Genomic DNA, 26,073 nt, shown 5'->3' on the forward strand with positions numbered 1-26,073 from the left:
TAGATTATGAAGAAAATATGTATCATACTTGGAGTTCTTATTCTAAGTACTTATGGCACTATTGCTCAAACAACAACCAATATTCAAGGTTCAAATTACGCATTCACGAAAGTAGCCTCCATGGAAGCTTCTCCTGTTGTTTCTCAAGGAAATACGGGAACTTGCTGGAGTTTCTCAGCACTCTCTTTCTTTGAATCTGAAATGATGCGTAAAGGATTTAAAAATACGCCTATTCTATCCCAAATGTATATTGCTCGAAAAGCCTATGAAGGTAAGGCCGATTATTACATACAAATGGATGGAAAAGCTAATTTCTCACAAGGTGGTGCATTTCATGATATTCCCTTTGTTTTTAGAAATTATGGAATTGTTCCTAATAGTGTTTATTCAGGGTTAAACTATGGTTTGGAAACCCACAATCATCAAGAATTGTTTAGTGCAATTGAAGGGTATATGAATGGAGTATTAAGTTATGTAAATAACAAAGGGAATAAACCTTTATCTAAGCAGTGGAAGGTTGGATTAAACGGTATCTTGGATGCTTATCTTGGAAAAGATCCAGAAAGATTCACGTATGAAGGGAAAGAATATACACCCAAATCTTTTGCAGAATATACTAAACTAAACATGGATGATTATGTTTCTATTACTTCATTTCAGAATATGCCTGTATATGAAAAAGGATTTTTACGCATACAAGATAACTGGGAATGGGGTTCTGTTTATAATGTAACATTAGATGATTTAGTTAAAATCACAGAGGAAGCCCTAAAGAATGGATATACTGTAGCTTGGGGCGCAGATGTTTCCGAGAAAGGGTTCAACTTTAGAAAAGGTTTGGCTATTGTACCGGAAGATGAAAGTACTATTCAAGTAGCAGGAAAGGATAATCGCAACTATTCAGATGCAGGTGCTGATAAAAACTCTGATGCATTTATGACTCCAGTGAAAGAATTAACTATTACTCCAGAATTAAGACAAGAAGCTTATGATAATAAAACAACCACTGATGATCATGGTATGCATATCACAGGATTATTCCAAGAAGCTAACGGCACGTATTTTTTCTTAGTGAAAAATTCATGGGGGACAAGTAATTATCCGGAAGGATACTTATATGTATCAGAAAATTATTTCAAATATAAAACCATCAATATCTATTTACATAAAGACGCTGTGCCAAAGGATATTGCTAAGAAACTAAACCTGAAATAAGCATGGCTAAAAGAATCGTTTTTGCAGGAATAGGATTAGCTGTTGTAATTGTCTTTTTAGCGTGTGGTAGTTCAAAAGAAACAGCAGGTGTTCACGTAAAACAAATTAGTTATAAGAACTTTGAAGACTTTCAAGATAAACCTTTCATGTTCTATAATGTAGAGAATCTATTTGATACTATTAATGATCCTGCCAAAAATGATGATGAATTTACACCCCAAGGCGCTAATTTATGGAATTCTAAACGGTATTACGATAAATTAGAAAAACTAGCGTCTGTGCTTACTTTTCCCTCTAAAAATAACCCTGTATTTGTTGGGTTTGCGGAGGTAGAAACAAAAGCTGTTGTAGAAGATTTAATGAAAACAGGTAGATTAAAATCTTCTCCCTATAAAGTTGTTCATTTTGAATCACCGGATGAACGTGGTATTGATGTAGCTTTTGCATATAATTCTGCATGTTTTAAAGTAGAATATCAAGAAGGAATCCGCTATGTATTAAAAGGAGAACCTGGTTTTAAAACACGGAATATTCTATATGTAAAAGGAGGATTTAAAGATAGTACCATCGTACATATCTTTGTAAATCATTGGCCTTCTAGAAGAGGGGGAGAGGAACAAAGTGAATATCGAAGAATTGCTGCTGCTCAACTTCTGAAAAGAAAAACGGATTCTATTCTTGCTATAGAAAAAGATGCTCGCATTTTTATTATGGGAGATTTTAATGATTATCCTACAAACCGCTCTATTATAGAGGTGTTGGATGCTGGGATGCCTGATGGAAAACAGAGTTTTGTGAATCTCATGCTAATTCCTCATAAAAATGGTATAGGTAGCTATAACTACAAAGGATATTGGGGTATGTTGGATCAATTTATTGTAACACCTAATTTTATAAACACTACCCAAGGCTTGGCTATTAAAGGAAATACGATGTTTCTGGTGGATGATGACCGTTTTATGCATTTTAATGACAATGGCAAATTTCCAAGTAAAACTTATGGCGGACATAAATATTATGGCGGTTATTCAGATCATTTGTCAGTTTACGGTTATTTTGAGAAAAGATAAAAATGGGAAATATATTTAATGCAATAACGCTTATTGTAATCTTTATAGGAGGTGGTTTGGGAAGCGTTTTACGTTACATAGGTTCTATCTTGGGAAGTAAATTATTTCCTACTACAAATTTTCCGGTGGGTACTTTATGCGTGAACCTTATAGGCTGTCTCTTAATAGGGTATTTTACGAGTATTTTCTTAAAAGAAGAAGACTTACGTTTACGTTATTTCTTTATTACAGGATTTTGTGGTGGTTTTACTACATTTTCTACTTTCTCCATGGAAAATTACCAACTTTACCTCCATGGGAATTACGGTTATTTAGCCTTGTATATTACACTGAGTATTCTGATAGGAATTGGTGCGGTATTTTTAGGGTTGTATCTCGGAAAAGGTATGTTTAATGTATAGAAAGCGTTTTATATACGTTTATATACCGATTAACACCTTTTTTCAAGCTAAAATATTCTTCTGCACTTTGTCGTATCTGCTCGGCTTCAAATGTAGCCTTTGATATTTCTCTTATTTGCTGAAAGATGTCTGGTCTTTTGAAAGTATCTACTATAAAACCCACTTTAAATTGTTGGATGAGATAACTCGTGTCTCCCATGTCTCGGTTGCTAATGATAGGAATCCCCATAGCAAGCATTTCTCCTAACTTAGTAGGAGAACTTGCAATTTTTGAATATTTTGGTTTTATAAAACATATTCCATAATCCGCTGCATGAGCATATATAGAAATATCCACCCTTTGAGCAAATTGAATAATGAAATCTTCTTCCTTCAATTCTAACGCAACAGCTTCATTTAAAATTTCTTCTTTACGATGTGGGGTGAGAAATAAGAACTTTGCGTCTGGATTATGAACTTTTAAGGCTTTAAAGAAGCGCAACATCTCAGGAAGCATATACCAAGTACCGAGGGAACCGATATACAATAAAACGAATTGATCTTTTCTCAATCCTAAATTGAGTTTAGCTTGTGCTTTGGTTTCTATAGTATTCAGTTCAAACACATCAAAATCAGCAGTACATGGGATTACTTCAATCTTATCTTTGGTAAGTTCGGTTATGTTCCATTTCAGCATTTCTTCCCTACCAGCGTATGTTAGGGAAATGATTTTATCGGCTTCTTGTAAAAATTGTTTTTCTTTCTTCTTAAAAAAGTTATATACTTTCTTGAAGATGGATTGCTGCATATCCCAAATCTCTCCGTCAACACGTTCATCTGCCCAAAAACCGCGCATATCAAATATAAATTTGATTTTCTTTTTACGTTTAAATCGAAGTCCTACCAATGCGGTAATATAACTTCTGCAATGAATGATTCCAAAATGTTTTTTACGGTATATACTTCTTGCCTTGCAATACATCTTGGATAAATCAAAGAGTGTCGATAAGATAGGTGGTTTTCTTGTATAAAATAGAGGATGCCAATCTATTTGATAATTATTACAAATGTTTTGGATAATTGCTTTGTGCTTGTGATAAAGCTCTTTTTTTTCACATGAGATGAGCGAAATCTGATATCCCTCCTTGCTGAGTCCGGCTAAATATGGTAATACTTGACTCTGACCCAAAGGGTCTGTCATGCCATCATAAGAAAGATATAAAACTTGATTCTTGTTCACCTTTTTCATGGAGACAAATGTAGTAGATTTTATGTTTGATTCCCTTATTAAAGAATCTATTCATCTTCTCCGTAAAGTAATTGCACAAAATCTTCTTTATCCAAAGCTCCAAAATAATCTTGGATATTTACATCTTTCAAAGCGGCTTGGATAGAGAATTTATCGTAAGGAACTCCTTTTAATTTTTCATTCAATTGTTCCACCGGATATTGACCAAAAAAGTCTCCAAATATATGTAGAGTTTCGATTCTACCTTTCTCAACAAAAATTCGTGCGTCAATAATCCCGACAGGATAGCGTTTAGTTCTTTGGATATTGAATTTTGGAGATCTACCATAATTCCAATCCCATGTATCGTATTTGGAATCACGTAATGCGTAAACACCGTTCCATTCTTCTGCTGTTAAGTGATATTTCTCAAAATTAGGTTCACCTTCAAATAAACCTTGAAGTAACATCTCCCTAAATTCATCCATCGTAAGTCGTTTTTTAAGAAAATCATTGATGTTAGCCACACGGCTTCGCACAGACTTATGACCTTTAGATTCCAATTTACTGATTTTCACTTGAAGTGCATTATTGACCTCATCCAAGTCAGAATCAAGTAACAAAGTACCATGACTAATCATACGCCTACTGTTAGAAAATTGTGCTGTTCCCGATATCTTTTTTCCTTCGATTAAAATATCATTTCTACCAATCAGCTCAGCATCTAAACCTAAATTTGTTAAGGCGTCAATGACTGGTTTTGTAAACTGTTTGAAATTATGTAGTTTTTTGATGTCGTGATTAGTAATGAAACTAAAATTCAGATTACCCAAATCATGATAAACAGCACCTCCACCACTAATTCTTCTCACCACATAAATATTGTTATCCTCAATGTATTTCTGGTTCACTTCTTCAATAGTCACTTGATTTTTTCCAATTATAATAGAGGGTTGATTGATATAAAACAAGAGGTAATCGTTTTGTGCAGGAAAATTTCTCGCTACATATTCTTCCAAAGCTAAGTTGATACGAGGATCGTTACATCCTTCATTTTCAATAAAAATCATATATTCTTATTTTAACTTACAAAGTAATAGTTGTTTTTGATTAGAACAAAGAAAAAAGGGACTTCTGTCAAATTATTACATATTCACTCCAATCTCTGCAGAAAACGCGAAGCACAAAAAGAAAATACGCTAAGTAGGTAAACTTAGTGTATTTTGCGGTTAACTTTATCTCATAATCAGAATCTATAAATTACATCTCATTTTAACTTATCCTACCAGAAATACAAATTATTGTTAAAATTTGTCGAATTGAAATAAAATTTGTAACTTCCAACTCGGTTAATCACTAAAAAAACTGGTTTCATCCTCGTATAATGGTCATACGGCTATTGTCTTTGATTATCAGTTCTAGATTGATTAATTTCGTGTTCATTATTTTTAAACATATCGAAAGAGATTAAAATTTTAACTATGCCTGTGACAGAAGTTTCTGAACTAAATCAGTCTTTACGTAAATATTTTGGGTATGACCATTTTCGTGGAGATCAGGAAGACATTATAAAAAGTGTTTTAGATCGTAAAAATACTTTTGTAATTATGCCCACCGGTGGCGGTAAGTCGATGTGCTACCAATTACCGGCTCTTATCTCGGAAGGTACAGCAATAATTGTGTCTCCACTTATCGCTTTGATGAAAAATCAAGTAGATGCTATTCGCAATGTGAGTGATAGCGATGCAATTGCACACGTACTCAATAGCTCTCTTACAAAAACTGAAATTAAGCAAGTGAAGGAAGATATCACTTCAGGAAAGACAAAACTCTTATATGTAGCTCCAGAATCACTTACCAAGCAGGCCAATATTGATTTTTTTACTTCTGTAAAGATTTCTTTCTTTGCTATTGATGAAGCACACTGTATTTCTGAATGGGGCCATGATTTTAGACCGGAATATCGTCGTTTACGTGAAATATTTGAAGCAATTTCGGATGTTCCTATCATCGCACTTACAGCAACTGCAACCCCAAAGGTTCAGCAAGATATTCAGAAAAACTTGAATATGCAGGATGCACAAGTCTTTAAAGCTTCTTTTAATCGCCCGAATCTGTATTATGAAGTACGCCCTAAAAAAGACATAGAAAAAGAAATTATTCGTTATATCCGCAACCATAAAGGTCAATCCGGTATCATTTATTGTTTATCTCGTAAGAAAGTGGAACAACTTTCAGAAGTTTTACGTGTAAACGGTATCAATGCACTAGGATATCATGCGGGAATGGATGCTAATACAAGAGCTATGCATCAAGATATGTTTTTGATGGAAGAAGCTGATGTGATTGTTGCAACTATTGCTTTTGGAATGGGAATCGATAAACCAGATGTACGTTATGTTATCCATTATGATATTCCAAAGTCTTTAGAGAGTTATTACCAAGAAACAGGTCGTGCGGGAAGAGATGGAGGTGTAGGTGAATGCATTGCTTTCTATTCATACAAAGATGTAGAAAAATTGGAAAAGTTCCTACAAGGAAAACCTGTTGCTGAGCAGGAAATTGGTCGTCAATTATTATTTGAAATTGTCTCCTATGCAGAAACTTCTATTTGCCGTAGGAAATATTTGCTTCATTATTTTGGTGAAGAATACGATGAGCATCAATGTACAGAGATGTGCGACAATTGTAAGACTCCAAAAGAAAGAACAGAAGGAAAAGAAGATGTGCTGAAACTTCTACACTCAGTTTCTGAATTGAAAGAAACGCAGCGCTCGGATTATATCTGTAACTTTCTGCATGGAGATCTTACTACAGAAATTGAATCATATAAACATGATCAATTGCCTCATTTTGCCTCTGGAACTGATAAAGAGAAAACCCATTGGAACGCCGTTGTAAGACAAACTCTTGTAGGAGGACTTATTTCTAAAGACATTGAATCTTATGGAATCTTGAAATTAACGGAGGCTGGTGCAGCATTCATGAAAAATCCGAAATCATTTACCTTAATTAAGGAACATGATTATTCTGCCAGCGAAGATGATGAGGATGTAGTGGTGTCTTCAGATATTAAAGATGCTTTTGATGAACCTCTATACCAAGCTTTACTCGATTTGAGAAAGCAATTATCTAAAGAAAAAAATATTCCACCTTTCGTTATTTTTCAAGAGGCTAGCCTGAAAGATATGTGTTTCCAATATCCTATCACAGAAGAAGAAATGACTAATATTCAGGGGGTAGGACAAGGGAAGGCAAAGAGGTATGGAGCCCCTTTTATAGCGCTTATCCAAGAATATGTTGAAGAGAATGAGATTGAAAGACCGCAAGATTTAGTGGTAAAGTCGCTGGTAAACAAATCAGGATTGAAAGTAAAACTAATTCAGAATATTGATAGAAAATTGCCATTGGAGGATATCGGAGCTTCACAAGGGAAAACACTTCAAGAAGTTATAGATGAGATAGAAGGTATTGTAAATTCGGGTACGCGGATCAATATCAATTATTATATTGATGAAATTCTAGATGAAGATACCCAAGACGAGATTTACGATTATTTCGCAGAAGCTGAAACAGATTCGATAGAAGATGCTTACAACGAATTTGACGGAGAATATTCGGAAGAAGAATTGCGATTGATGCGTATTAAGTTTATGTCAGAAATGGCTAATTAATCAAATATCCTTTTAGGTATGCAATTCTACTACCTGTTAGAGATGCAATATCTCGGATTTCGTTTTCATGGCTGGCAAACACAGCCAAATGTTAAAACTGTACAAGAAACTATCTTGAAAACACTACGTCATGTGTTGCCAGATATAAAGTCAAAGATTATTGCTTCGGGCAGAACTGATGCAAAAGTATCTGTAGAGCATACTTACATTGAACTTTTCACAGACCAAGAGATGGAAGATTTGGAAGCATTTCTGCCATTGCTTAATAAAAATCTTCCTGCTGATATCAGAGCCCTTTCCATCCAACCAACGGATGCAAATTTTAATATTATCCTTGCACCTAAAATAAAGGAATATCATTATTTTTTTGCTTTTGGAGAGAAATTCCACCCTTTTTGTGCGCCTTATATGTGCAACATTATGGATAATCTAGACATAGAACTCATGAAAGATGCAGCTAAAGCCTTTGAGGGAGAAAAGGATTTTTTCTCATACGCCTTTCGCCCCACTTCAACCACAAATACAAGGGGAGAAGTAATCTCATGTGAAATTGTAGAAAACAATTTTTTTACGGCCTCCTTCTTTCCAAAGAAAAGTTATGTTATGAAAGTAAAAGGTAAAGGATTTAAACGCAATCAGATTCGCTTGATGATGGGGATGTTATTTGACCTCGGGAGAGGAAATACCATGTGGGATGATTTCCAAAAAACTTTAGATGGTTCAAACAAGATTACATTAATTAACATCGCGCCTGCTTCCGGTTTACAATTATTTAAGGTCAATCTCTAAAACATTTTTATCTTCGTTGTCGTGGAGATATTATCAAATATGCATCAAGGCATACAGCAAACCTCAGGAATAGAATGGGTTGCTGTACTTTTAAATCTATTGTATGTACTTCTCATTGCTAAAAAAATACGCTGGGGCTGGTGGAGTGCCTTTGTCAGTAGTATTCTTTTCACATATCTGTGTATTTCTACACAATTATATATCGAGTCGGCTCTTCAACTCTTTTACGTGGCTATGGCTTTGTATGGATGGTTTATTTGGAATGAAAACTCGCGAGAAGAACGTCTTATCCGAAAATGGTCTATCCAATCCCATGTTCTGAATATTGCAATAAGCAGTTTTGTAACATTATTACTAGGATATATAATGTCAAAATTCACTGATCAAGCAAGTCCTTATTTGGATGCTTTTACGACAGTTTTTAGCTTAACAGCAACTTTTATGGCAGCAAAACGGGTACTCGAAAACTGGTTATATTGGATAGTAATTGATACAGCAGCTATTTTCTTGTATGCCGGACGTGAACTTTATCTTGCAAGTTTGCAATATCTCATCTTCACAATTATTGCTATTTTTGCCTACCTATCTTGGGTAAAAATGTATCAAAAACAAGTGGTGTGAAAATCGTGTTTACAGGTCCTGAAAGTTCAGGAAAAACTCAGTTATCTCAAGCAATTGCAAAACAATTTAATGCGCAATGGTTCCCTGAATACGCTCGGGAATATCTTCTAGCAAGAGGTGGGAAATATGATGTAGATGATATAGAAAAAATAGCGGTAGAACAAGATGACTTAAGAAGGTCTAATGAAGAATCTGGATTAAAAGTGTATGACACAGAAAATATCGTTTTTTATATTTGGTCTCAGTTTAAATATCAACGCAGCTCTGAAACAATTGTAAAATTAATGACGGAACAGCAATTTGATTATTATTTTTTGTGTGACCCTACGGATATTCCATGGGAAGACGATCCACTTAGAGAACACCCCAACCAACGAGAAGAGCTATTTACACTGTATTTGGACCAATTACGCCTTCTAAATGTACCATTTACTATTTTATCGGGCAACTTCAAAGAAAGAATGGATGTGGTTATAAAAGTTGTAGAAGGAATTTTGAAATAATCTGTAAGTTTTTGTTTTTTTAGCTACCTTTGCTTATATGAAAAAATGGGTTCCATATATTATTCTACTTATTCTATTTATTTTCTTATTTACAGGAAATATAGATGCGCAATGCTCACAATGTAAATTGATGGCGGAACAAGCAGGAGAACATCTAGACGATAGTATTTTAGATAAAAAGAATGGGAACAATATCAATTCAGCAATATTATATATTATGGTAGCTCCTTATCTCTTAATGGGAGTTTTAGCACTTGTTTTTAGAAAGCGAATTAAAACCTATTTTGTAGATAGAAAAAAGGCATCAACACCAGAAAATTAAGATAGTTTTATTTTAAAGCTAATAAGCGTTCACGGATATTTTCGAGACGTTGAATAATGATTTTACGTTCAATGTCTTCCATACTTTCAGCAGGGGTATTGCTAGCTTCGCCCTGACGTAGAGCTTTTTTAGCACCTTCTAAAGTATATCCTTCCTTTTTCACTAATTCATAGATGTGTTGAATCTCCATGATGCTTTTAGGGGAGAAAAGTCGATTCCCCTTTTTATTTTTCTTAGGCTTGATGCTTGGAAATTCATTTTCCCAAAAACGTATTAAGGAAGTGTTAACATTAAACATATTAGCCACTTCTCCGATGGTATAATACAATTTGGTAAGCTCAGCTTCTTGAATCATTGCTTCAATTTAACATAGCTAAAGTAGTGAAAATTATTGAACATACACCTTTTAGAGAAAAAATATTGGAAGTTAACCTCAGAGATTGTTTGATTTTTATGGAAAAACTCCGTTTCTTTTACATTAGAGTATCATCTTAAGACATGGATAAACCCATGCTTTTCCTTTCCATCATATTCTATAATATATGGATAAACACCTTCATTTAGTTTAACTCCTTTTAATGTCTTTCCTGTAAAATTAGGCCCGTTATTTTTAGTTTCAAACACTACATTTCCCCATCGATTAATAATGGTTACTTTGTATTCAATACATTTCCCAAAGATTTTATAGAAATCTATTTCATCATTAGTACCATCGTTGTTGGCTGTAATTACGTTTGGAATGAGCTCTTCAAAATTCTTAGGATATGCTTGATTAGCTATAATCTGGATAGCAGTAAAAGAAGATGTACAAGCCCCATTGTCGGCATTTACATATATGGTTGTTATATTTTGATTCACACCAATATTCCAGTCATTTCCGGTGTGCATTATATTTTGTGTAGTGTCAAAGTACCAATTATAACCCAAGGAATTATCAGGGTTAATAATTTCTCCTATAAAATTATCGTTGAAACATTCTAGTGGTAAATTATTACTTACTGCTGGCTCTTCAGGTCTTGGAATTTCTGTAATTACAAGTGTTAGTAGTGAATCACAGCCTAGCGGACTAGGAACATTTACAGTGTAGGTTCCTTCAGAACTAAAGCTTTGTCCACCATAATTAATAGTAGATCCCTGACATAATGCAAGTTGATGTGTTCCTGTAGGAATGGGACTCACATATATGGTTACAGTATCAGTAAACATACATCCATCTCCCATTGCTACGACTGTATAGGTAGTTGTTGAAAAAGGAGCTGCCATAGGATCAGCTGTTGTAGGATTAGTGAGCGTATTTGACGGAGCCCAAGAATAATTTAATGCACCCGGGCTAGCGTGCAATTGTGTAGCATAATGTGTGCATATTGTTTGATCTGGGCCAGCGGTAAAATCAGCTTGATATGTAATATTAAAAACGCAAATACTATCACACCCCGATTGATTTTGTAATTGTGCGTAATATACCCCAGATTGAGTAACAAGTTGATTGTCTGGCAAGGTGTAAGAAGTTGTGCCACAAAGCAGTACATCTTGATATGTTGTATCATTAGTAGGAGGGGTAATAGTAATTTCTTTTGTAATCGTATCACCTCCACATTCAAAATAGCGAATCAATTGAACAGTAAAAGTACCAGTTTGTCCATAATCATGTGAAGGGTCTAGTTCTGTACTAGAACTGTTTGGACTATTAGGGTCTCCAAATAACCATTTAATAGAGTCTAAAAAATTTCCTCCTTGTACTTCAAATTGAGTTTCAGTTGATCCACAGGCAGTGGTATTCTTAATAGTTGGTGCGAAAGATTGAATAAACGGAGGTAAACCTAGCCGGGATTGTCTTCCCCCTAAATCCACCGCATTATTTTGCATGTTACAACCTAATCCAAGCACATTTGGATCATGAATTACACCAAGAAAGGCATTTCCTGTATGGCAATAATAAATCTTCCCATCTGGACCTAATTGCATGGCACCACCTTTATAGTTCGGTCGAACAGTTGCACTTCCTTCGGAATCACCTAAATAAAATTGTGAATTAGGAATATCCTGTGCCGTTAAGTCCCATTGTGCTACTGCCCAATTTTCAATATTTGTTCCATAAAGAATTTTGCTATTGGGTGAAAAGGCCACTCCATAATGACCCCAATCCCAGCCTGCATAGTTCATATTTCCTAAATATAAAGGGTTGGATATTTCTCCTGTCTCATTATTGAAATCTAATAATTCAATCCCTGTTATCTCTGAGGCGCAAGCTAATTTTTTACCATCGGGTGAGGCAACTAAATATCCCCAGTTTTCAGAAATGGTGGTACTAATTCCTTCTGCAATGATTGGACTCTCAACATGAATTCCATCACAATCTAGTAGAAAGGTAATATAGGTTTGCGATTTTCCAAATTCTAAATATCTACCAATTATCCAGAAGAATACGCCATTGGAATGACGAACAACTGCTATTTTCTCAGAGGAAAGCCCAAACATGGGGATATTCTTAGCACTTGATACAACATCCCCTAATCCATTATTCAGCGTCATATCAATGATAGAATATCTCATCCCTTCATAGGATCCTTCATGGGGAACTGTAATTAAATAATATTTCTTGCTATCACCTGGTTTAGGAATAGCAATTCCAGATTGTGCGGCCGAAGTATGTCCCATTAAGCCAGATCCGTTTGGCATAATCTGGTGTGTTCTATCCCATACTGTAATTCCGTTTGTGTAGAATAATAGATTCCCATCTTTATCAGAAATACTCGAACATCCTTCATAAGTATTCATTTGCCCATCCAATAATGCGGTGGGAGGAGTTGTATTAAAAGTAATTCCTGCATTAGCACCAAAATACCAATTATTAGTCTCCTTTTGGGAGAATAAGATACTGAGTTGGATTGAAAAAAGAAATATTAAAATAATTGTTCGTTTCATATACAAAGTTGTCTGTTGTGAATGAGAGACGAGGAGGCTTTAAAATTAGTTGCACTTGCAATTTGATTCTGTATGTAATAAAATATGATAAAAGTTCTTTTTTTATTTTTAACTGACTGTATGTCAATCACGTATGTTTTGCACATCAATTTCCAAATTTAAAACAAACAAAAACTATTGGGGATTAAAAAAGAATATATATCTTTGCACCCAAATTTGAATATTTATACACTTTCTAAAGTGAAAAGAATGTACACAAAGGCAGTTAGACTCTTATTTATCTTGGTAGCAGCTTTGCTATCTTCTCCAATTTTTGCCTCAGAAACCACACAAGAAGAGGAAAAACTAGATATGACCGAAGTAATTATGCACCACGTAAAAGATGCACACGAATTTCATATCTTGTCATACACTGCAAAAGATGGTAACAAAAAAGACATTTCAGTATATTTCCCTGTGATATTGTTAGATAACGGATTACAAATCTTTTCTTCTAAGAAATTGTATCATGGAGAAGAAGTAAATGAACATGGACATTCATACCATATCAATAAAGAATTAGGATATGGATTATACCATGAGAAAATCTATAAACTAAATGCTGAAGGGGCTTTAACATTTAATGCAGAAGGTCACCCTGAGAATATAAAACCACTTGATTTTTCTATTACGAAGAACGTATTTGTGGTTCTTTTCTCTGCACTGTTGTTGTTTGTCTTAATGCGAGCTGCTGCTAAGACATATAGAAAAGATGAGGTTCATGCTCCTAGAGGTTTTGCCAAAGCTATTGAGCCATTTGTGATTTTCGTTAGAGATGAAATTGCAAAAGACAATATCGGAGAAAAGAAGTATGAGAAGTATTTACCTTATTTGTTAACTATTTTCTTTTTTATTTGGATTAATAATATGTTAGGATTAATTCCAATTTTCCCAGGAAGTGCCAACTTATCTGGAAATATTGCTTTTACATTAGTTCTTGCGGTGTTTACTCTAATTGCAACAGTATTTTCGGGAAATAAGAATTACTGGGGGCATATCTTTGCTATGCCAGGAGTTCCAAAACTATTATTGATCATTATGGTTCCTATCGAAATCATTGGAATCTTCACCAAGCCATTTGCCTTAACTGTACGTTTGTTTGCAAACATTACAGCTGGGCACATTATCGTATTATCTTTAACAGGAATTATTTTCACGTTTGGAAGTGCGGCGTGGGCGGGACTAACTGTTCCAATGTCTCTTTTTATGGGAGTATTGGAGTTATTAGTTGCGTTATTACAAGCCTTCATTTTTACGATGTTATCTGCGCTATTCATTGGTGAAGCAGTTGCAGAGCATCATTAATTAATATGTATCAATAAATAAAAATAAATAGTTATGACTGGATTAGCTGCTATCGGAGCTGGAATCGCTGCACTAGGTGCAGGAGTTGGTATTGGTAAAATCGGTGGATCTGCAATGGATGCTATCGCTCGCCAACCAGAAGCTTCAGGAAAGATTCAAACTGCAATGATTATCGCTGCTGCACTTGTTGAGGGTGTTGCATTATTCGGAGTTGTTGTTGGTTTGCTTCAAGGTTAAAAACTCTAAACTTCTGTATAACGGTTGGTTATACAGAAGTTTATTTAAATTTGAAATTGAAAAAAATTATATAAAATGGATTTAGTAACTCCCGACTTAGGACTCATTTTTTGGACAGGTTTAGTGTTCCTTCTTTTGTTATTTATCTTGACAAAATTTGCTTGGAAACCGATGTTAAATGCAATTAACACAAGAGAAGCAAATATTCAAGATGCTTTGGATATGGCAAAAAAGACCAAAGCTGAGATGGAACAACTTCGATCTCAAAATGAGAATGCTTTAAAAGAAGCTCGTGTTGAAAGAGATCAAATGATTAAAGAAGCAAAAGCTACTAGTGATGAAATGATTGAAGCGGCAAAAGCTAAAGCAAAAGTTGAAGCAGACAAAATTATTGAAACAGCTAAAGCAAGTATCGAAACAGAAAAGAATGCAGCGATTGCTGAGTTAAAAACTCAAGTAGCTTCTATCTCTCTAGAAATTGCTGAAAAAATATTGCGCGAAGAATTATCTACAAAAGATAAACAAGCACAATTAGCTGAAAATTACGTTCAAGATATTAATCTGAATTAATAATGGAAGGATTAAACGTAGCAAGGCGTTATGCCCAGTCGTTAATTGAGCTTTCAAATGAAAGAAATAGCACAGAGATTGTATTAGAGGATATGAAAACTATTCTCGTTGCAGCAAATGAAAATAGAGACTTTCGTGCTTTTCTAAACAGTCCATTGATTAAAGAGGACAAGAAAGCTAATATTTTCGATAAGATATTCACAGGGTGTAATGAACTTACACATAAATTTAATCATTTATTGATTAAAAATAAAAGAGAATATCTTTTACCTCTTATCGCAGAACAATACATCGTTAAGGTGAATGAACAAAAAGGAATCGTTCCGGTAACTTTAACTTCTGCAACTGAATTAAGTACAAAAGTAAGAGAAGATATCCTAGCTAAATTAAGTAAGAATATTCAAGGTACTCTCGAGTTAAAAGAAACTATTGACCCATCCCTAATTGGAGGATTTGTAGTTAAAATGGGTGATACCAAAATTGACGCAAGCGTTGCTCATCAATTAGCAAAAATGAAGCAACAATTATTGAATTAAGAATAATAATAAAACAAACCATTTAAAATTTGACAAATGGCAAATATTAAACCAGCAGAAATTTCTGCAATTTTAAGAGAAGAGCTTTCTGGAGTTAAAACAGAAGCAGAATTACAAGAAGTTGGTACCGTACTTACAGTGGGTGACGGTATTGCTCGTATTTATGGATTAGGAGGAGTTCAGTATGGTGAATTAATTGAATTTACTGGAGGACTACAAGGAATGGCATTAAACCTTGAAGAGGATAACGTAGGTGCCGTAATCTTTGGTAAATCTACTGAAGTAAAAGAAGGTGATTCTGTAAAACGTACAGGAAGAATTGCTTCTGTAAAAGTAGGTGAAGGCATTGTTGGTCGTGTTGTAAATATGTTGGGTAACCCAATCGATGGTAAAGGGCCTATCGAAGGAGAACTTTTCGAAATGCCTATCGAAAGAAAAGCTCCTGGAGTTATCTATCGTGAGCCTGTAACTGAGCCTTTACAAACTGGTATTAAAGCTATCGACTCTATGATTCCTGTTGGACGTGGACAACGTGAGTTAATCATTGGTGACCGTCAAACTGGTAAAACAACAGTTGCTATAGATACTATTATCAATCAAAAAGAATTTTACGATGCTGGGCAACCAGTTTATTGTATCTATGTAGCTGTAGGACAAAAAGGTTCTACTGTTGCTGGAATCGTTAAGAAATTAGAAGAAGCAGGTGCAATGGCATATACTACAATTGTTGCTGCAAACGCATCTGATTCTGCTCCAATGCAATATTTTGCACCAATGACAGGAGCTGCTATTGGTGAGTTCTTTAGAGATACTGGAAGACCTGCATTAATCGTTTATGATGACCTTTCTAAACAAGCTGTAGCTTACCGTGAGGTGTCTCTATTATTACGTCGTCCTCCAGGTCGTGAGGCTTACCCAGGTGACGTGTTCTATCTACACTCTCGTCTATTAGAAAGAGCTGCAAAGGTAGTTAATGATGATGTTATTGCTGCACAAATGAACGACCTTCCAGAGTCTTTAAAAGGAAAAGTAAAAGGAGGTGGTTCTTTAACTGCACTTCCAATCATTGAAACACAAGCAGGAGACGTTTCTGCTTATATCCCTACAAACGTAATTTCAATTACTGATGGACAGATTTTCTTGGAGTCTGACTTATTCAACTCTGGTGTCCGTCCTGCAATTAACGTTGGTATCTCTGTATCTCGTGTAGGAGGTAGTGCTCAGATTAAATCTATGAAGAAAGTATCTGGAACATTAAAACTTGACCAGGCACAATACCGTGAATTGGAAGCGTTTGCTAAGTTTGGTTCTGACCTTGATGCTGCAACAAAAGCCGTACTTGATAAGGGTATGCGTAACGTGGAGATTCTAAAACAAAATGATGGAGATCCATATACGGTTGAAAGACAAATTGCAATTATCTTTGTTGGAACAAAAGCGTTAATCCAAAACGTTCCAGTAAATAGAGTGAAAGAATTTGAAGCTGAATTCCTTGATTATATGGATGCTAAGCATAAGAACGTTATGAACGACTTAAAAGCTGGTAAATTAACGGAAGAAGCTACAGATACTTTGACAAAAGTTGCAAAAGAAATTGCTTCTAAATATTAATAAAAAAATTGCTCCGAAAGGATAAATTGAGCTATCCAATATGGCAAACTTAAAGGAAATAAAAAATAGAATTACATCCATCTCTTCTACGATGCAGATTACACAAGCTATGAAATTGGTTTCTGCTGCTAAGTTGAAAAGAGCTATGGATGCGATTACTCAATTAAGACCATACGCTAATAAAACACAAGAAATTCTTGAGAATGTTAGCGCTTCTCTAGATTTATCTGAAAATAAATTTGCTGAACAGAGAGAGGTAAATAACGTGTTACTTATCCCTATTTCATCAAATAGAGGTCTTTGTGGTGGTTTTAATCAAAACGTAAATAAGACAATTAATTCATTATTAAATGGAGAATTAAAAGGCAAAAACGTAGAGATTTTAACTATCGGTAAAAAAGTAAATGATGCATTTAAAAGAAGTGGACGTGTTAACAGACCCGAATCTTTAAGTGCAGCAGAAGCAATTTTTGATGATTTAACGTTTGAGCATGTTTCAAAATATGCACAATTTGTTATGGACAGCTTTATCTCCAAAAAATATGATAAAGTAGTCATTGTCTATAACGAATTTAAAAATGCTGCGGTACAAATTCCTAGAGCAGAGCAGATGTTACCTATTATGCCTGCTTCTGCAGAGGGAGGTAATGAAGTAGGAGATTATATCTTTGAGCCTTCTAAGCACGAAATTATAAGTGAATTGATACCTAAATCATTGAAATTACAGTTGTACAAGGCTGTCTTAGATTCTCATGCATCTGAGCATGGTGCAAGAATGACTGCTATGCATAAAGCAACTGATAATGCTTCAGAATTAAATAAGTCATTAAAATTAGAATATAATAAGGCTCGTCAGGCTGCAATTACAAATGAAATTTTGGAAATTGTTGGTGGGGCAGAAGCACTTAACGGATAGATTATTATCCCCTTATAATGCAAATTTACCGCTTATCATTTTTTTGATAAGCGGTTTCTTTTTATACACCTTTAAAAGGCAACCTATTTAAGATTTTTTCGTATTATTATGGCTCCATTCTACCATGCAATATTATGGGATAAAACTATAAGGCTTATGAATATAAATAAGTACAAACAAAATTCGTTTACAGTCAATATCTTGAGTGCTTTATTCTTGTTTTTTGTTTCCTTCTTTTTTGGAAGCATAAATGCTCAAGTTAATTATACAACCCCAGGAACTTATTCTTGGACAGTTCCACCTTGTGTTACTGAAATCACCGTAAAAGTTTGGGGTGGTGGAGGAGGAGGTGGAGGTACCTCTTCAAGACAAGGTGGAACTGGTTCTGAATGGGAAGCGTGCACCGGTGGCGGTGGCGGCGGCGGTGGAGGATATGCTCAAAGGACATACACTGTTACTCCTGGAGAGACATATACAATTGTTGTTGGAGCTGGTGGAGTGCAAGGTATTGGAACAAATGGAAACGCTGCGGCTGGAACTGGTGGAACTGGTGGTACAAGTACATTCTCAGGATCTGCTACTACCGGACCAGGTACATTAACAGGAACTGGTGGAACTGGAGGTACTGGTGCTTCAGCTAATAATACAAGTGGATTTAATCATATTGGAGATAATGGCGTTGGAGGAACTGGAGGGATGGGTTCTAATGGTACTATCAATAGTCAAGGAGGAAGTGGGTCTGGAGGATCGCACTCTGCTAGTTGTGCAGATTTAAGTGGTGCGGGAGGTGCAGCTGGAAGTTCTGGTGGTAATGGTGCTGCTGGACAATTTATCGGACCTTGCCCGCACACCGCAGCAATGGCTGGTGGTACTGGAAATAATGGAGGAGGTAATGGCGGTAATGGAATTAAAGGTTCTATTAATGCTAGTAAAGACAATCAAGATGGAAAGCCAGGAGTAGCCTATGGCGGTGGCGGTGGCGGTGGTAATATCCACTTAAATAGCTGGGCAAACACATGGGTAACAACTAAGGGGGGTAAAGGTGCTGACGGTGCTGTAATTATTGAATACTCTTCAAGTGGAACTGTTCCAGACGCTCCTACTATTTCAACCACTCCGCCAACATGTAGTGCTAATGGTACTGCTACAATAACAAACTATAACAGTTCATATACGTATACATTTACACCTGCTGGTCCAACCATAGGCGGTGGTGGGGTGATTAATAATCTTACACCTGGTACATCATATACCTTAACAGCAAATGGAGGCTCTTGCGATTCTGATGCAAGTATTGCCTTCTCTATTGATCCCCAATTACCTCAACCACCTGCTCCAACAGCAGCAGATCAAACATTTTGTGGTTCAGCTACCATTGGTTCATTAGTTCCGTCTGGTAACGATTATAATTGGTATAGTGTACAAACAGGAGGTACGCCACTTAGTTCTAGCACTTCATTAAGTGATGGAACAACATATTATGTGTCAATCACACAAAATGGGTGCGAAAGCCCTAGGACTCCGGTTACTGTGACTTTAACTGATGGTCCAGAAATCACTATTATTAGCGATACAGCCATCAATTGTAATACGAGCGTAGTTTTAGGAGAACCTGCGCCTTCCACTCCAAATCCACCAGATTTTACGATGGCTCCGACTTGTCAAAAAACAGCTATGAGTCAAAATGGACCCCTAACACAAGGAAGTGGGATTTATAACAACGGCGTTGTTACTACAGGAGGAACAACTAATATTAATAATACAAATACGTTAGTTGACGTGACACATACCGATCCAATGGGACCTAATGCATGGCAAACATTGTGGTATAGTGATTATTCTAACCAATTTGTAGAAGTTTGCCCAAATAACTCTTTCAATATTACGATTAATGCAAAATCATTATATAGCAATAGCCCTTACTTCTGCCAAATTTGGGTGGATTGGAATAATGATGGTGCTTTTGATGCAAGTGAGGTAGTTCATAACTCTGGTCCTTATACTACAAATACCTTTACAGTAAATGGAACTATCACTGTTCCTGCTGGTCAAAACGACGGAATGTTCCGCATGAGAATTCGTTTTAAAGATAATGCACCATTTGTTCCTACAGATAATGCAGATGGATGTAAATTTAAAAACCCTGTAGGTATTCCTCCAGGTTATGGTGGTTACACTGGAAATAACTACGGAAATTACTACTTCTCCGATGAAGTTGAAGATTATGCTGTAAAAGTAGATTGTGGAAATAACTCAGGTAATAGTGGAGATATAACTTATCAATGGACTCCTCCAACTGGGCTAGATTATGATGATATTCCTAATCCAACAGCAACTCCAGATGAAACTACAACTTATACAGTAACCGTAACAGATTCTGATAACGGTTGCGTTGTTACTGCACAAGTTACAGTTATTGTTGCTGGACATATTACCATTCAAGCTACTCCGGGAGATTGTGAGAACGGAAAATATGATTTAACTGGTACTATTACTACTGATCAAGCACCTAGTACAGGTACTTTAATTGTTGAAGATTGTGATGGAAATGCTATAACTATAGCGACAGCTCCATTTAATGGAACGTCTTTCCCATTCACCATTACAGACTTGGATGCTAATGGAAACAATTGCAATTTACATGCTTATTTCTCAGATGCTAACTGTCCAGAAGATTATAGTTTTACGGCACCTGCACCATGCAATAACTGCGTTCCTCCTGTCTTGACTATTAATGACATTGTAAAATGTAATGATAATAATATAGATTTAAACGATGCCGTTGATGCAAGTTCAGAACCAGCAGTAATCACTTTTTATAGCTCAGAAACAGATGCAGAGAATGCTACTAATCCAATTGGAAATAATGTAACGACTTCAGGAACATATTGGGTAAGAGCTGAAGATACAGGTGGAGATACTGACTGCTATAATGTATATTCTGTAAATGTAACTATCAATATATTAACTTATACTGCTAATATTACTGATGAAAATTGTGGTAGTGCAGATGGACAGATTGTATTAACTGAAAATGGAGGTGTTGCTCCTTATACATATACTCTTAATGGAGGGTCACCTCAAAGTAATGGTACTTTCTCTAGCTTAGCTTCGGATTCTTATAACGTTACAATTACTGATGCAAATGGTTGTCAAGTAACTGGAGTTGAGATTGTAAATAGTATTGGAGGTCCTACAATTACTCAAGTTACGCCAGTTCCAGCAAGTTGCCCTACAGTATGTGATGGTTCTATTAGTGTTTCAGCAACTGGAGGAACTACACCATATTCTTATATTTGGAAAGATGGAGGAGGTAATGTGATTGGAGGTAATGCAAATAGTGTTCAAGATTTATGCGAAGGAAATTATACTGTTCAGGTGATTGATGCTATTGGCTGTAAAGCAAACGGAACAGCCATTATTACTGCTGGAAATAATCCGGTAATCTCACAAGTTACTACTGTAGATGCAAGTTGTACGAATATATGTGATGGTGAAATTAGTGTAACGGTTAATGGGGGCACTGCGCCTTACACATACGCTTATACAGATAATAATGGTGTAGCAGCTGGAACAAATAGTGCTAACGTAAATGGAATATGTACAGGTACTTATGATATCTCTGTAACTGATGTAAACGGTTGCCCAGCTAATGGAACGGCTAATGTGGGTGTGCTTGATCCTGGGACATTTAGCGTAAGTTCAATAGACCCTACTTGCGGAAATGTAGATGGAAAGATTATAATTTCTGGATTAGTATCTAATACGGGGTATGATATTACTTATAATCAAAATGGTTCTCCAGTTACAATTTCAGGTACTTCTGATAATGCGGGTACTTTTACAATTGATCATCAAGAAGCAGGAACATATAATAATTTCTCTGCAACCGAGAATGGAGGTTGTACTATCACTTCTACTTCATCAGTTGTGTTAACTGACCCAACTCCACCGACCGTTTCTGCACCAAGCGATATTGCAATTTGTGTAGGAGAGAGCGTTACATTAACAGCAAATGCACCAAATGGAGGTACAATATCATGGGATAATGGGGTTTCGAATGGTGTTGCGTTTGTACCTTCAACTCCTGGAACATATACCTATACTGTTACTTCAACTATTGATAATTGTGTTGCTACAGATGCTGTTGTTGTTACAGTAGAAGGAATACCAACACCTGATTTTGTTGGAGATAAATTATATGGTTGCGAACCATTAACAGTGAATTTTATAAGCACAGGTTCTTCTGGAACTAATTGTATATGGAATTTTGGAGATGGAACAACAGTTAATAGTTGTGGTGCTGTTACACATACCTATTCAAATGCAGGAATTTATACTGTTTCCTTAACAGTAACTTCTGCTGCTGGATGTACAGGAACTATAACAAAACACAATTATATTGAAGTAACTCCTAAACCAACAGCTGCTTTTACAGCAGATCCTATGGTAACGGATATATTTAATACACAGGTTAATTTTACAAATGAGTCATCAAATGCACATGATTATATATGGGATTTTGGAGATGGTTCGGCTTTAAATTATCAAACAAATCCATCATATACCTATTCTGATGAAGAACCTGGAAATTATATCGTTACTTTAATTGCAACTAACGGTGATGGATGTTCTGATACCGCACGAGCTGTTATTAAAATTAAAGACGTGTTGATATTCTACGTTCCAAATGCATTCACCCCTGATCATGATCATTATAATGAGGTATTCAAACCGGTATTTGCATCAGGATATAATCCATACACATATACTCTTTTAATATTCGATAGATGGGGTGAGATTATTTTTGAATCTCATAATACGGATATTGGTTGGGATGGTACCTATGGAGGAAACATTGTTAAAGATGGCGTTTATGTTTGGAAAATAGAATTTAAGGAAACAATGTCAGACAAACATCATAGGTATGTCGGACATGTAACGTTGATTAGATAGAGTATAAGCCTTCCAAGTATTTCATAAACCGATAAAAAAAAAGATGTAAAGAATTCCAATAAATAAATAGAACTTTCGACTATTAAATCATGAAAAATCATATATAAGAAATTAGTGAAAGTTGTATTTATTGGGATTCTTTTTAGTTTAAATTCATTTGCCCAATCTCCTATTCCATGTTCAAATCCAGCAGATCCTCCCGGTGAAACCGCTTGTCTAGCTACACCAATTTGTGACTTTAATGGATATTGTGGAAGAACCTTATCTTCCTATTCTTCAGACGCATGGACAGATTTAAAGAATGCCATCAAGGCTGCAACTATTGATCAATGGGGTATTGATTGGTTGACAATTGAAAATGACAGTTATCTTAAATTTATAGCATCTTCTTCTTCAATTACTTTCAACGTATATGTGTATGATTGTAATGGCGCTGGAACAAAAGCAATTCAAGTTGTATTCTTCAAAGCTGATAATTGCAGCGGTGGCCCTGTAACCGTTGTTTACGCAAATAAAGAAATGGTTCAACAGGGCGCAGCTCATAATGTTACTGTAACGGGACTAACTCCAGGTGATGTTTATTATATTCTAATTGATGGATATAGTGGTAAAAATTGTGGATATACTTTTGAAGCAGTAGCGGGAGTACAATCTCCAGCAGTTCAGATTGATATTGCTCCACAAGTTACAGTTTGCCCAGGTGATCAAATTACAGCAACTGCCTCAGGAGGTGATAATAGCTATCAATGGACAGGTACAGGATTGAGCTCAGCTACTGGAACAAGTGTTATTATCACAGCTCCAACAACTCCTGGCTCATACAGTTATGGGGTTGAAGCTACTGGAGGAACCGCATTTTGTCCACAAAGTAGTACAGCACAATTAACAGTAATTGTAGATAACTGTACCTCATGTACTCCTCCTCACTTAAATATTGATAACCTTACAATATGCACTGGTTCCAACATTGATTTAAATACTGCTATAAATCCAAACTCTGATCAAGCAAATTTAAGCTTTTATAACTCACAAGCAGATGCAACTAGTGCAAGCTCGTCTATAAATAATATAACTTCTGTTGCTGGAACATATTGGGTTCGTGCAGAGAACCCCAATGATCCTACTTGTTTTGATGTTTATGCTATTACAATAACGGCAACTACAGTTTCCTATACAAGTTCTACAACAGATGCAAATTGTGGTTCAAATGATGGGTCTCTTAATATAACCGCAACGGATGGAACAGCTCCTTATACTTTTTCTATCAATAATGGACCTACTCAATCAAATGGTACTTTTAGCAATTTAACTGCTGGATCATATTCAATATTAATTACTGATAATAATGGATGCCAAAAGTCTGGAACAATTTCTATCAATAATTTAAATGGTGTAACAATTATCCAGCTAACAACCACAGATTCAAATTGCGGTGCATGTGATGGAGTAATTACGGTAAATGGAAGTGGTGGAACTCTACCATATACTTATAACTGGATGGATGCAAACGGTTTAGTAATAGGTGGAAATTCAGATCAAATCTCCAATATATGTTCGGGCAATTATTCGGTAGAAGTAACTGATGCCAATGGATGCTTAGCAAGTTCAGTTGTTACATTGGGAAATTTGAATGCTCCTACAATTTCATTGTCAGGGACTAATCCTACCTGTGGAAATGCAGATGGAAGTATAAAAATTAGTGGATTAAATAATAATACTTCTTATGGTTTAACCTATCAACTTGGCAGTGAAACACCAATCCAAATAACTACAAATAGTGATAATAGTGGGAATATTAATATTATCAACCTTCAACAAGGAACATATAGCAATTTTAACGTGGTTGACCTTGGAGGTTGTGATATTGTTAGTTCTGATGTAATCACACTTTCTGAGCCAAATGCTCCTGTTCTTATAATGCCGGATAATATTACTGTTTGCGAAGGTGAAACTGTTACTTTAACTGCGAGTGCGTCAAGTGGTGCTGTTATTACATGGAATAATGGTATAAATAACGGGGAGCCTTTCATACCAAACAATATTGGAGTAACTACTTATACTGCGACAGCCACTATAGATGGATGTTCATCAACTGGTACAACTCAAATTAGTGTAGAAGGAATGAGTAATATAAATTTTGAAGGAGATATATTAACTGGTTGTTCGCCTTTAACCGTCAACTTTAGCAATCTTACTTCTGGTTCTTTTAACGGAGTATGTAAATGGAATTTTGGGGATGGTTTAACCGCTTCTATTTGTGATAATGTATCACATACTTATTATGCTGTAGGAGATTACAGTGTGACATTGACGATGGAGTCCTTGAGTGGATGTGCAAGTAGCTATTCTCAAACAAATTACATTCATGTTTCACCTTCGCCGATAGCAAGTTTTACTGCTGATCCAATGGTGACAAATACCTTAAATCCAACTGTAAATTTTTATAACAACTCATCAAACGCAAGTTCCTATGAATGGGACTTTGGGGATTATTCAGTCACTAATACAGAGGACAGCCCCTCACATACTTATGATGAGAATAATCCAGGAAGTTATATTGTAACTTTAGTGGCCTCAAATGGCAATGATTGTAACGATACTACGCGAATGATTATTAAAATTGATGAAGAAGTTATTTTCTTTATTCCAAATACATTTACGCCTGATGGCAACATGTTTAATGAAATTTTTCAACCTATTTTCGCATCAGGGATAGATCCAAATGATTTTTCTTTTATTATTTTTAATCGATGGGGAGAGGTGATATTTCAAACGAAGGATATACATGCTGGTTGGGATGGTTTATATAAAGGAAATATAGCGAAGGATGGTACTTATGTATGGAAATTAGAATTCATGGAAACCATTTCTGACAAGAGATATATTTTTAATGGTCATGTAAATATTATTAGATAATCTGCATTGCATTTACAGAAAAACAATTAGAATAAAAATTGAATACCGACACTATCGGTGTTCAATCTCTTACTATTCCTAATCTGTTAAATTGATTATTGCTTGTGTTGTAAAACCTAGTTTTTTTTCATCAAAAGGAGAAAGATGCCCGCCCTGAGTACACCGAAGGATAAAACCATGATCTGTATATTTTCTAAATACTCTATAAGTTAGTTAAAAATATATTTATATATTCGTGCAACCTTTTTTTGATAAAGGAA

20 protein-coding genes are annotated in these 26,073 nt (G+C 35.5%); 16 read left to right on the top strand and 4 right to left on the bottom strand.

Annotation, left to right across the window (positions count from 1 at the left end):
* The first annotated feature begins 6 nt into the window (after positions 1-6).
* From M9897_02335 to crcB, 3 genes are read left to right on the top strand one after another with little or no spacing between them, the layout of a single operon-like run.
* On the top strand, positions 7-1,215 hold the full coding sequence (locus M9897_02335; protein MCO5267717.1) for a C1 family peptidase: 1,209 nt from the start codon (positions 7-9) through the stop codon (positions 1,213-1,215).
* A gap of 2 nt (positions 1,216-1,217) precedes the next feature.
* Positions 1,218-2,285 (top strand): hypothetical protein, encoded by a 1,068-nt coding sequence (locus tag M9897_02340; protein ID MCO5267718.1) that lies wholly within the window; start codon positions 1,218-1,220, stop codon positions 2,283-2,285.
* A gap of 2 nt (positions 2,286-2,287) precedes the next feature.
* Positions 2,288-2,686: a fluoride efflux transporter CrcB gene (crcB, locus tag M9897_02345; protein MCO5267719.1), complete on the top strand. Its 399-nt coding sequence runs from the start codon at positions 2,288-2,290 to the stop codon at positions 2,684-2,686.
* Here the strand turns inward: crcB and M9897_02350 are convergent.
* Positions 2,676-3,914 carry a glycosyltransferase gene (locus M9897_02350; protein ID MCO5267720.1) on the bottom strand — a complete coding sequence of 413 codons (1,239 nt, stop codon included), beginning with the start codon at positions 3,912-3,914 and terminating at the stop codon, positions 2,676-2,678. The genes crcB and M9897_02350 overlap by 11 nt on opposite strands.
* A 47-nt stretch (positions 3,915-3,961) precedes the next feature.
* Complete coding sequence (locus M9897_02355; protein MCO5267721.1) at positions 3,962-4,963, bottom strand: lipoate--protein ligase; 1,002 nt, start codon at positions 4,961-4,963, stop codon at positions 3,962-3,964.
* 411 nt (positions 4,964-5,374) lie between these two features.
* Between M9897_02355 and recQ the strand changes: the two genes are divergently transcribed.
* From recQ to M9897_02380, 5 genes are read left to right on the top strand one after another with little or no spacing between them, the layout of a single operon-like run.
* Positions 5,375-7,567: a DNA helicase RecQ gene (recQ, locus tag M9897_02360; protein MCO5267722.1), complete on the top strand. Its 2,193-nt coding sequence runs from the start codon at positions 5,375-5,377 to the stop codon at positions 7,565-7,567.
* A gap of 18 nt (positions 7,568-7,585) precedes the next feature.
* The gene (locus M9897_02365; protein ID MCO5267723.1) at positions 7,586-8,356 is read left to right on the top strand and encodes a tRNA pseudouridine(38-40) synthase TruA; all 771 of its coding nucleotides are present in this window, start codon (positions 7,586-7,588) and stop codon (positions 8,354-8,356) included.
* A 21-nt stretch (positions 8,357-8,377) separates the two neighbouring features.
* Entirely contained in the window at positions 8,378-8,977 is a 600-nt protein-coding gene (pnuC, locus tag M9897_02370) for a nicotinamide riboside transporter PnuC (protein ID MCO5267724.1), read from the top strand.
* Entirely contained in the window at positions 8,974-9,480 is a 507-nt protein-coding gene (locus M9897_02375; GenBank protein MCO5267725.1) for an ATP-binding protein, read from the top strand. The genes pnuC and M9897_02375 overlap by 4 nt, the downstream gene beginning before the upstream one ends.
* Positions 9,481-9,517: 37 nt before the next feature.
* On the top strand, positions 9,518-9,802 hold the full coding sequence (locus tag M9897_02380; protein ID MCO5267726.1) for a hypothetical protein: 285 nt from the start codon (positions 9,518-9,520) through the stop codon (positions 9,800-9,802).
* A gap of 7 nt (positions 9,803-9,809) precedes the next feature.
* Here M9897_02380 and M9897_02385 read toward each other — a convergent pair whose 3' ends face one another.
* The gene (locus M9897_02385; GenBank protein ID MCO5267727.1) at positions 9,810-10,157 is read right to left on the bottom strand and encodes a MerR family transcriptional regulator; all 348 of its coding nucleotides are present in this window, start codon (positions 10,155-10,157) and stop codon (positions 9,810-9,812) included.
* Positions 10,158-10,288: 131 nt separating this feature from the next.
* Positions 10,289-12,727, bottom strand: a complete 2,439-nt coding sequence (locus M9897_02390; GenBank protein ID MCO5267728.1) for a gliding motility-associated C-terminal domain-containing protein — start codon at positions 12,725-12,727, stop codon at positions 10,289-10,291.
* Between the two features lie 249 nt (positions 12,728-12,976).
* Here M9897_02390 and atpB point away from each other — a divergent pair, with 249 nt between their 5' ends.
* The 8 genes from atpB (at position 12,977) to M9897_02430 (ending at position 25,813) form a co-directional block, all read left to right on the top strand.
* Positions 12,977-14,071, top strand: a complete 1,095-nt coding sequence (atpB, locus tag M9897_02395; protein ID MCO5267729.1) for a F0F1 ATP synthase subunit A — start codon at positions 12,977-12,979, stop codon at positions 14,069-14,071.
* A gap of 33 nt (positions 14,072-14,104) precedes the next feature.
* Positions 14,105-14,308, top strand: a complete 204-nt coding sequence (atpE, locus tag M9897_02400; protein ID MCO5267730.1) for an ATP synthase F0 subunit C — start codon at positions 14,105-14,107, stop codon at positions 14,306-14,308.
* A 75-nt stretch (positions 14,309-14,383) separates the two neighbouring features.
* Positions 14,384-14,878: a F0F1 ATP synthase subunit B gene (locus M9897_02405; protein MCO5267731.1), complete on the top strand. Its 495-nt coding sequence runs from the start codon at positions 14,384-14,386 to the stop codon at positions 14,876-14,878.
* A 2-nt stretch (positions 14,879-14,880) separates the two neighbouring features.
* The gene (gene atpH / locus M9897_02410; protein ID MCO5267732.1) at positions 14,881-15,414 is read left to right on the top strand and encodes an ATP synthase F1 subunit delta; all 534 of its coding nucleotides are present in this window, start codon (positions 14,881-14,883) and stop codon (positions 15,412-15,414) included.
* Positions 15,415-15,450: 36 nt separating this feature from the next.
* The gene (gene atpA / locus M9897_02415; protein MCO5267733.1) at positions 15,451-17,025 is read left to right on the top strand and encodes a F0F1 ATP synthase subunit alpha; all 1,575 of its coding nucleotides are present in this window, start codon (positions 15,451-15,453) and stop codon (positions 17,023-17,025) included.
* 40 nt (positions 17,026-17,065) lie between these two features.
* Positions 17,066-17,941 (top strand): ATP synthase F1 subunit gamma, encoded by an 876-nt coding sequence (atpG, locus tag M9897_02420; protein MCO5267734.1) that lies wholly within the window; start codon positions 17,066-17,068, stop codon positions 17,939-17,941.
* A gap of 156 nt (positions 17,942-18,097) precedes the next feature.
* Entirely contained in the window at positions 18,098-22,897 is a 4,800-nt protein-coding gene (locus tag M9897_02425; GenBank protein MCO5267735.1) for a PKD domain-containing protein, read from the top strand.
* A gap of 114 nt (positions 22,898-23,011) precedes the next feature.
* The gene (locus tag M9897_02430) at positions 23,012-25,813 is read left to right on the top strand and encodes a PKD domain-containing protein (protein MCO5267736.1); all 2,802 of its coding nucleotides are present in this window, start codon (positions 23,012-23,014) and stop codon (positions 25,811-25,813) included.
* Positions 25,814-26,073: the final 260 nt, after the last annotated feature.

The sequence above is a fragment of the Brumimicrobium sp. genome, assembly GCA_023957385.1.
GTDB lineage: Bacteria > Bacteroidota > Bacteroidia > Flavobacteriales_D > Crocinitomicaceae > Brumimicrobium.

Bases quoted from the DNA above. Each gene is read 5' to 3' on its own strand.
- M9897_02335 (MCO5267717.1), top strand. From the start codon at position 7: ATGAAGAAAATATGTATCATACTTGGAGTTCTTATTCTAAGTACTTAT.
- M9897_02340 (MCO5267718.1), top strand. From the start codon at position 1,218: ATGGCTAAAAGAATCGTTTTTGCAGGAATAGGATTAGCTGTTGTAATT.
- crcB (MCO5267719.1), top strand. From the start codon at position 2,288: ATGGGAAATATATTTAATGCAATAACGCTTATTGTAATCTTTATAGGA.
- M9897_02350 (MCO5267720.1), bottom strand. From the start codon at position 3,914: ATGAAAAAGGTGAACAAGAATCAAGTTTTATATCTTTCTTATGATGGC.
- M9897_02355 (MCO5267721.1), bottom strand. From the start codon at position 4,963: ATGATTTTTATTGAAAATGAAGGATGTAACGATCCTCGTATCAACTTA.
- recQ (MCO5267722.1), top strand. From the start codon at position 5,375: ATGCCTGTGACAGAAGTTTCTGAACTAAATCAGTCTTTACGTAAATAT.
- M9897_02365 (MCO5267723.1), top strand. From the start codon at position 7,586: ATGCAATTCTACTACCTGTTAGAGATGCAATATCTCGGATTTCGTTTT.
- M9897_02380 (MCO5267726.1), top strand. From the start codon at position 9,518: ATGAAAAAATGGGTTCCATATATTATTCTACTTATTCTATTTATTTTC.
- M9897_02385 (MCO5267727.1), bottom strand. From the start codon at position 10,157: ATGATTCAAGAAGCTGAGCTTACCAAATTGTATTATACCATCGGAGAA.
- M9897_02390 (MCO5267728.1), bottom strand. From the start codon at position 12,727: ATGAAACGAACAATTATTTTAATATTTCTTTTTTCAATCCAACTCAGT.
- atpB (MCO5267729.1), top strand. From the start codon at position 12,977: ATGTACACAAAGGCAGTTAGACTCTTATTTATCTTGGTAGCAGCTTTG.
- atpE (MCO5267730.1), top strand. From the start codon at position 14,105: ATGACTGGATTAGCTGCTATCGGAGCTGGAATCGCTGCACTAGGTGCA.
- M9897_02405 (MCO5267731.1), top strand. From the start codon at position 14,384: ATGGATTTAGTAACTCCCGACTTAGGACTCATTTTTTGGACAGGTTTA.
- atpH (MCO5267732.1), top strand. From the start codon at position 14,881: ATGGAAGGATTAAACGTAGCAAGGCGTTATGCCCAGTCGTTAATTGAG.
- atpA (MCO5267733.1), top strand. From the start codon at position 15,451: ATGGCAAATATTAAACCAGCAGAAATTTCTGCAATTTTAAGAGAAGAG.
- atpG (MCO5267734.1), top strand. From the start codon at position 17,066: ATGGCAAACTTAAAGGAAATAAAAAATAGAATTACATCCATCTCTTCT.
- M9897_02425 (MCO5267735.1), top strand. From the start codon at position 18,098: ATGAATATAAATAAGTACAAACAAAATTCGTTTACAGTCAATATCTTG.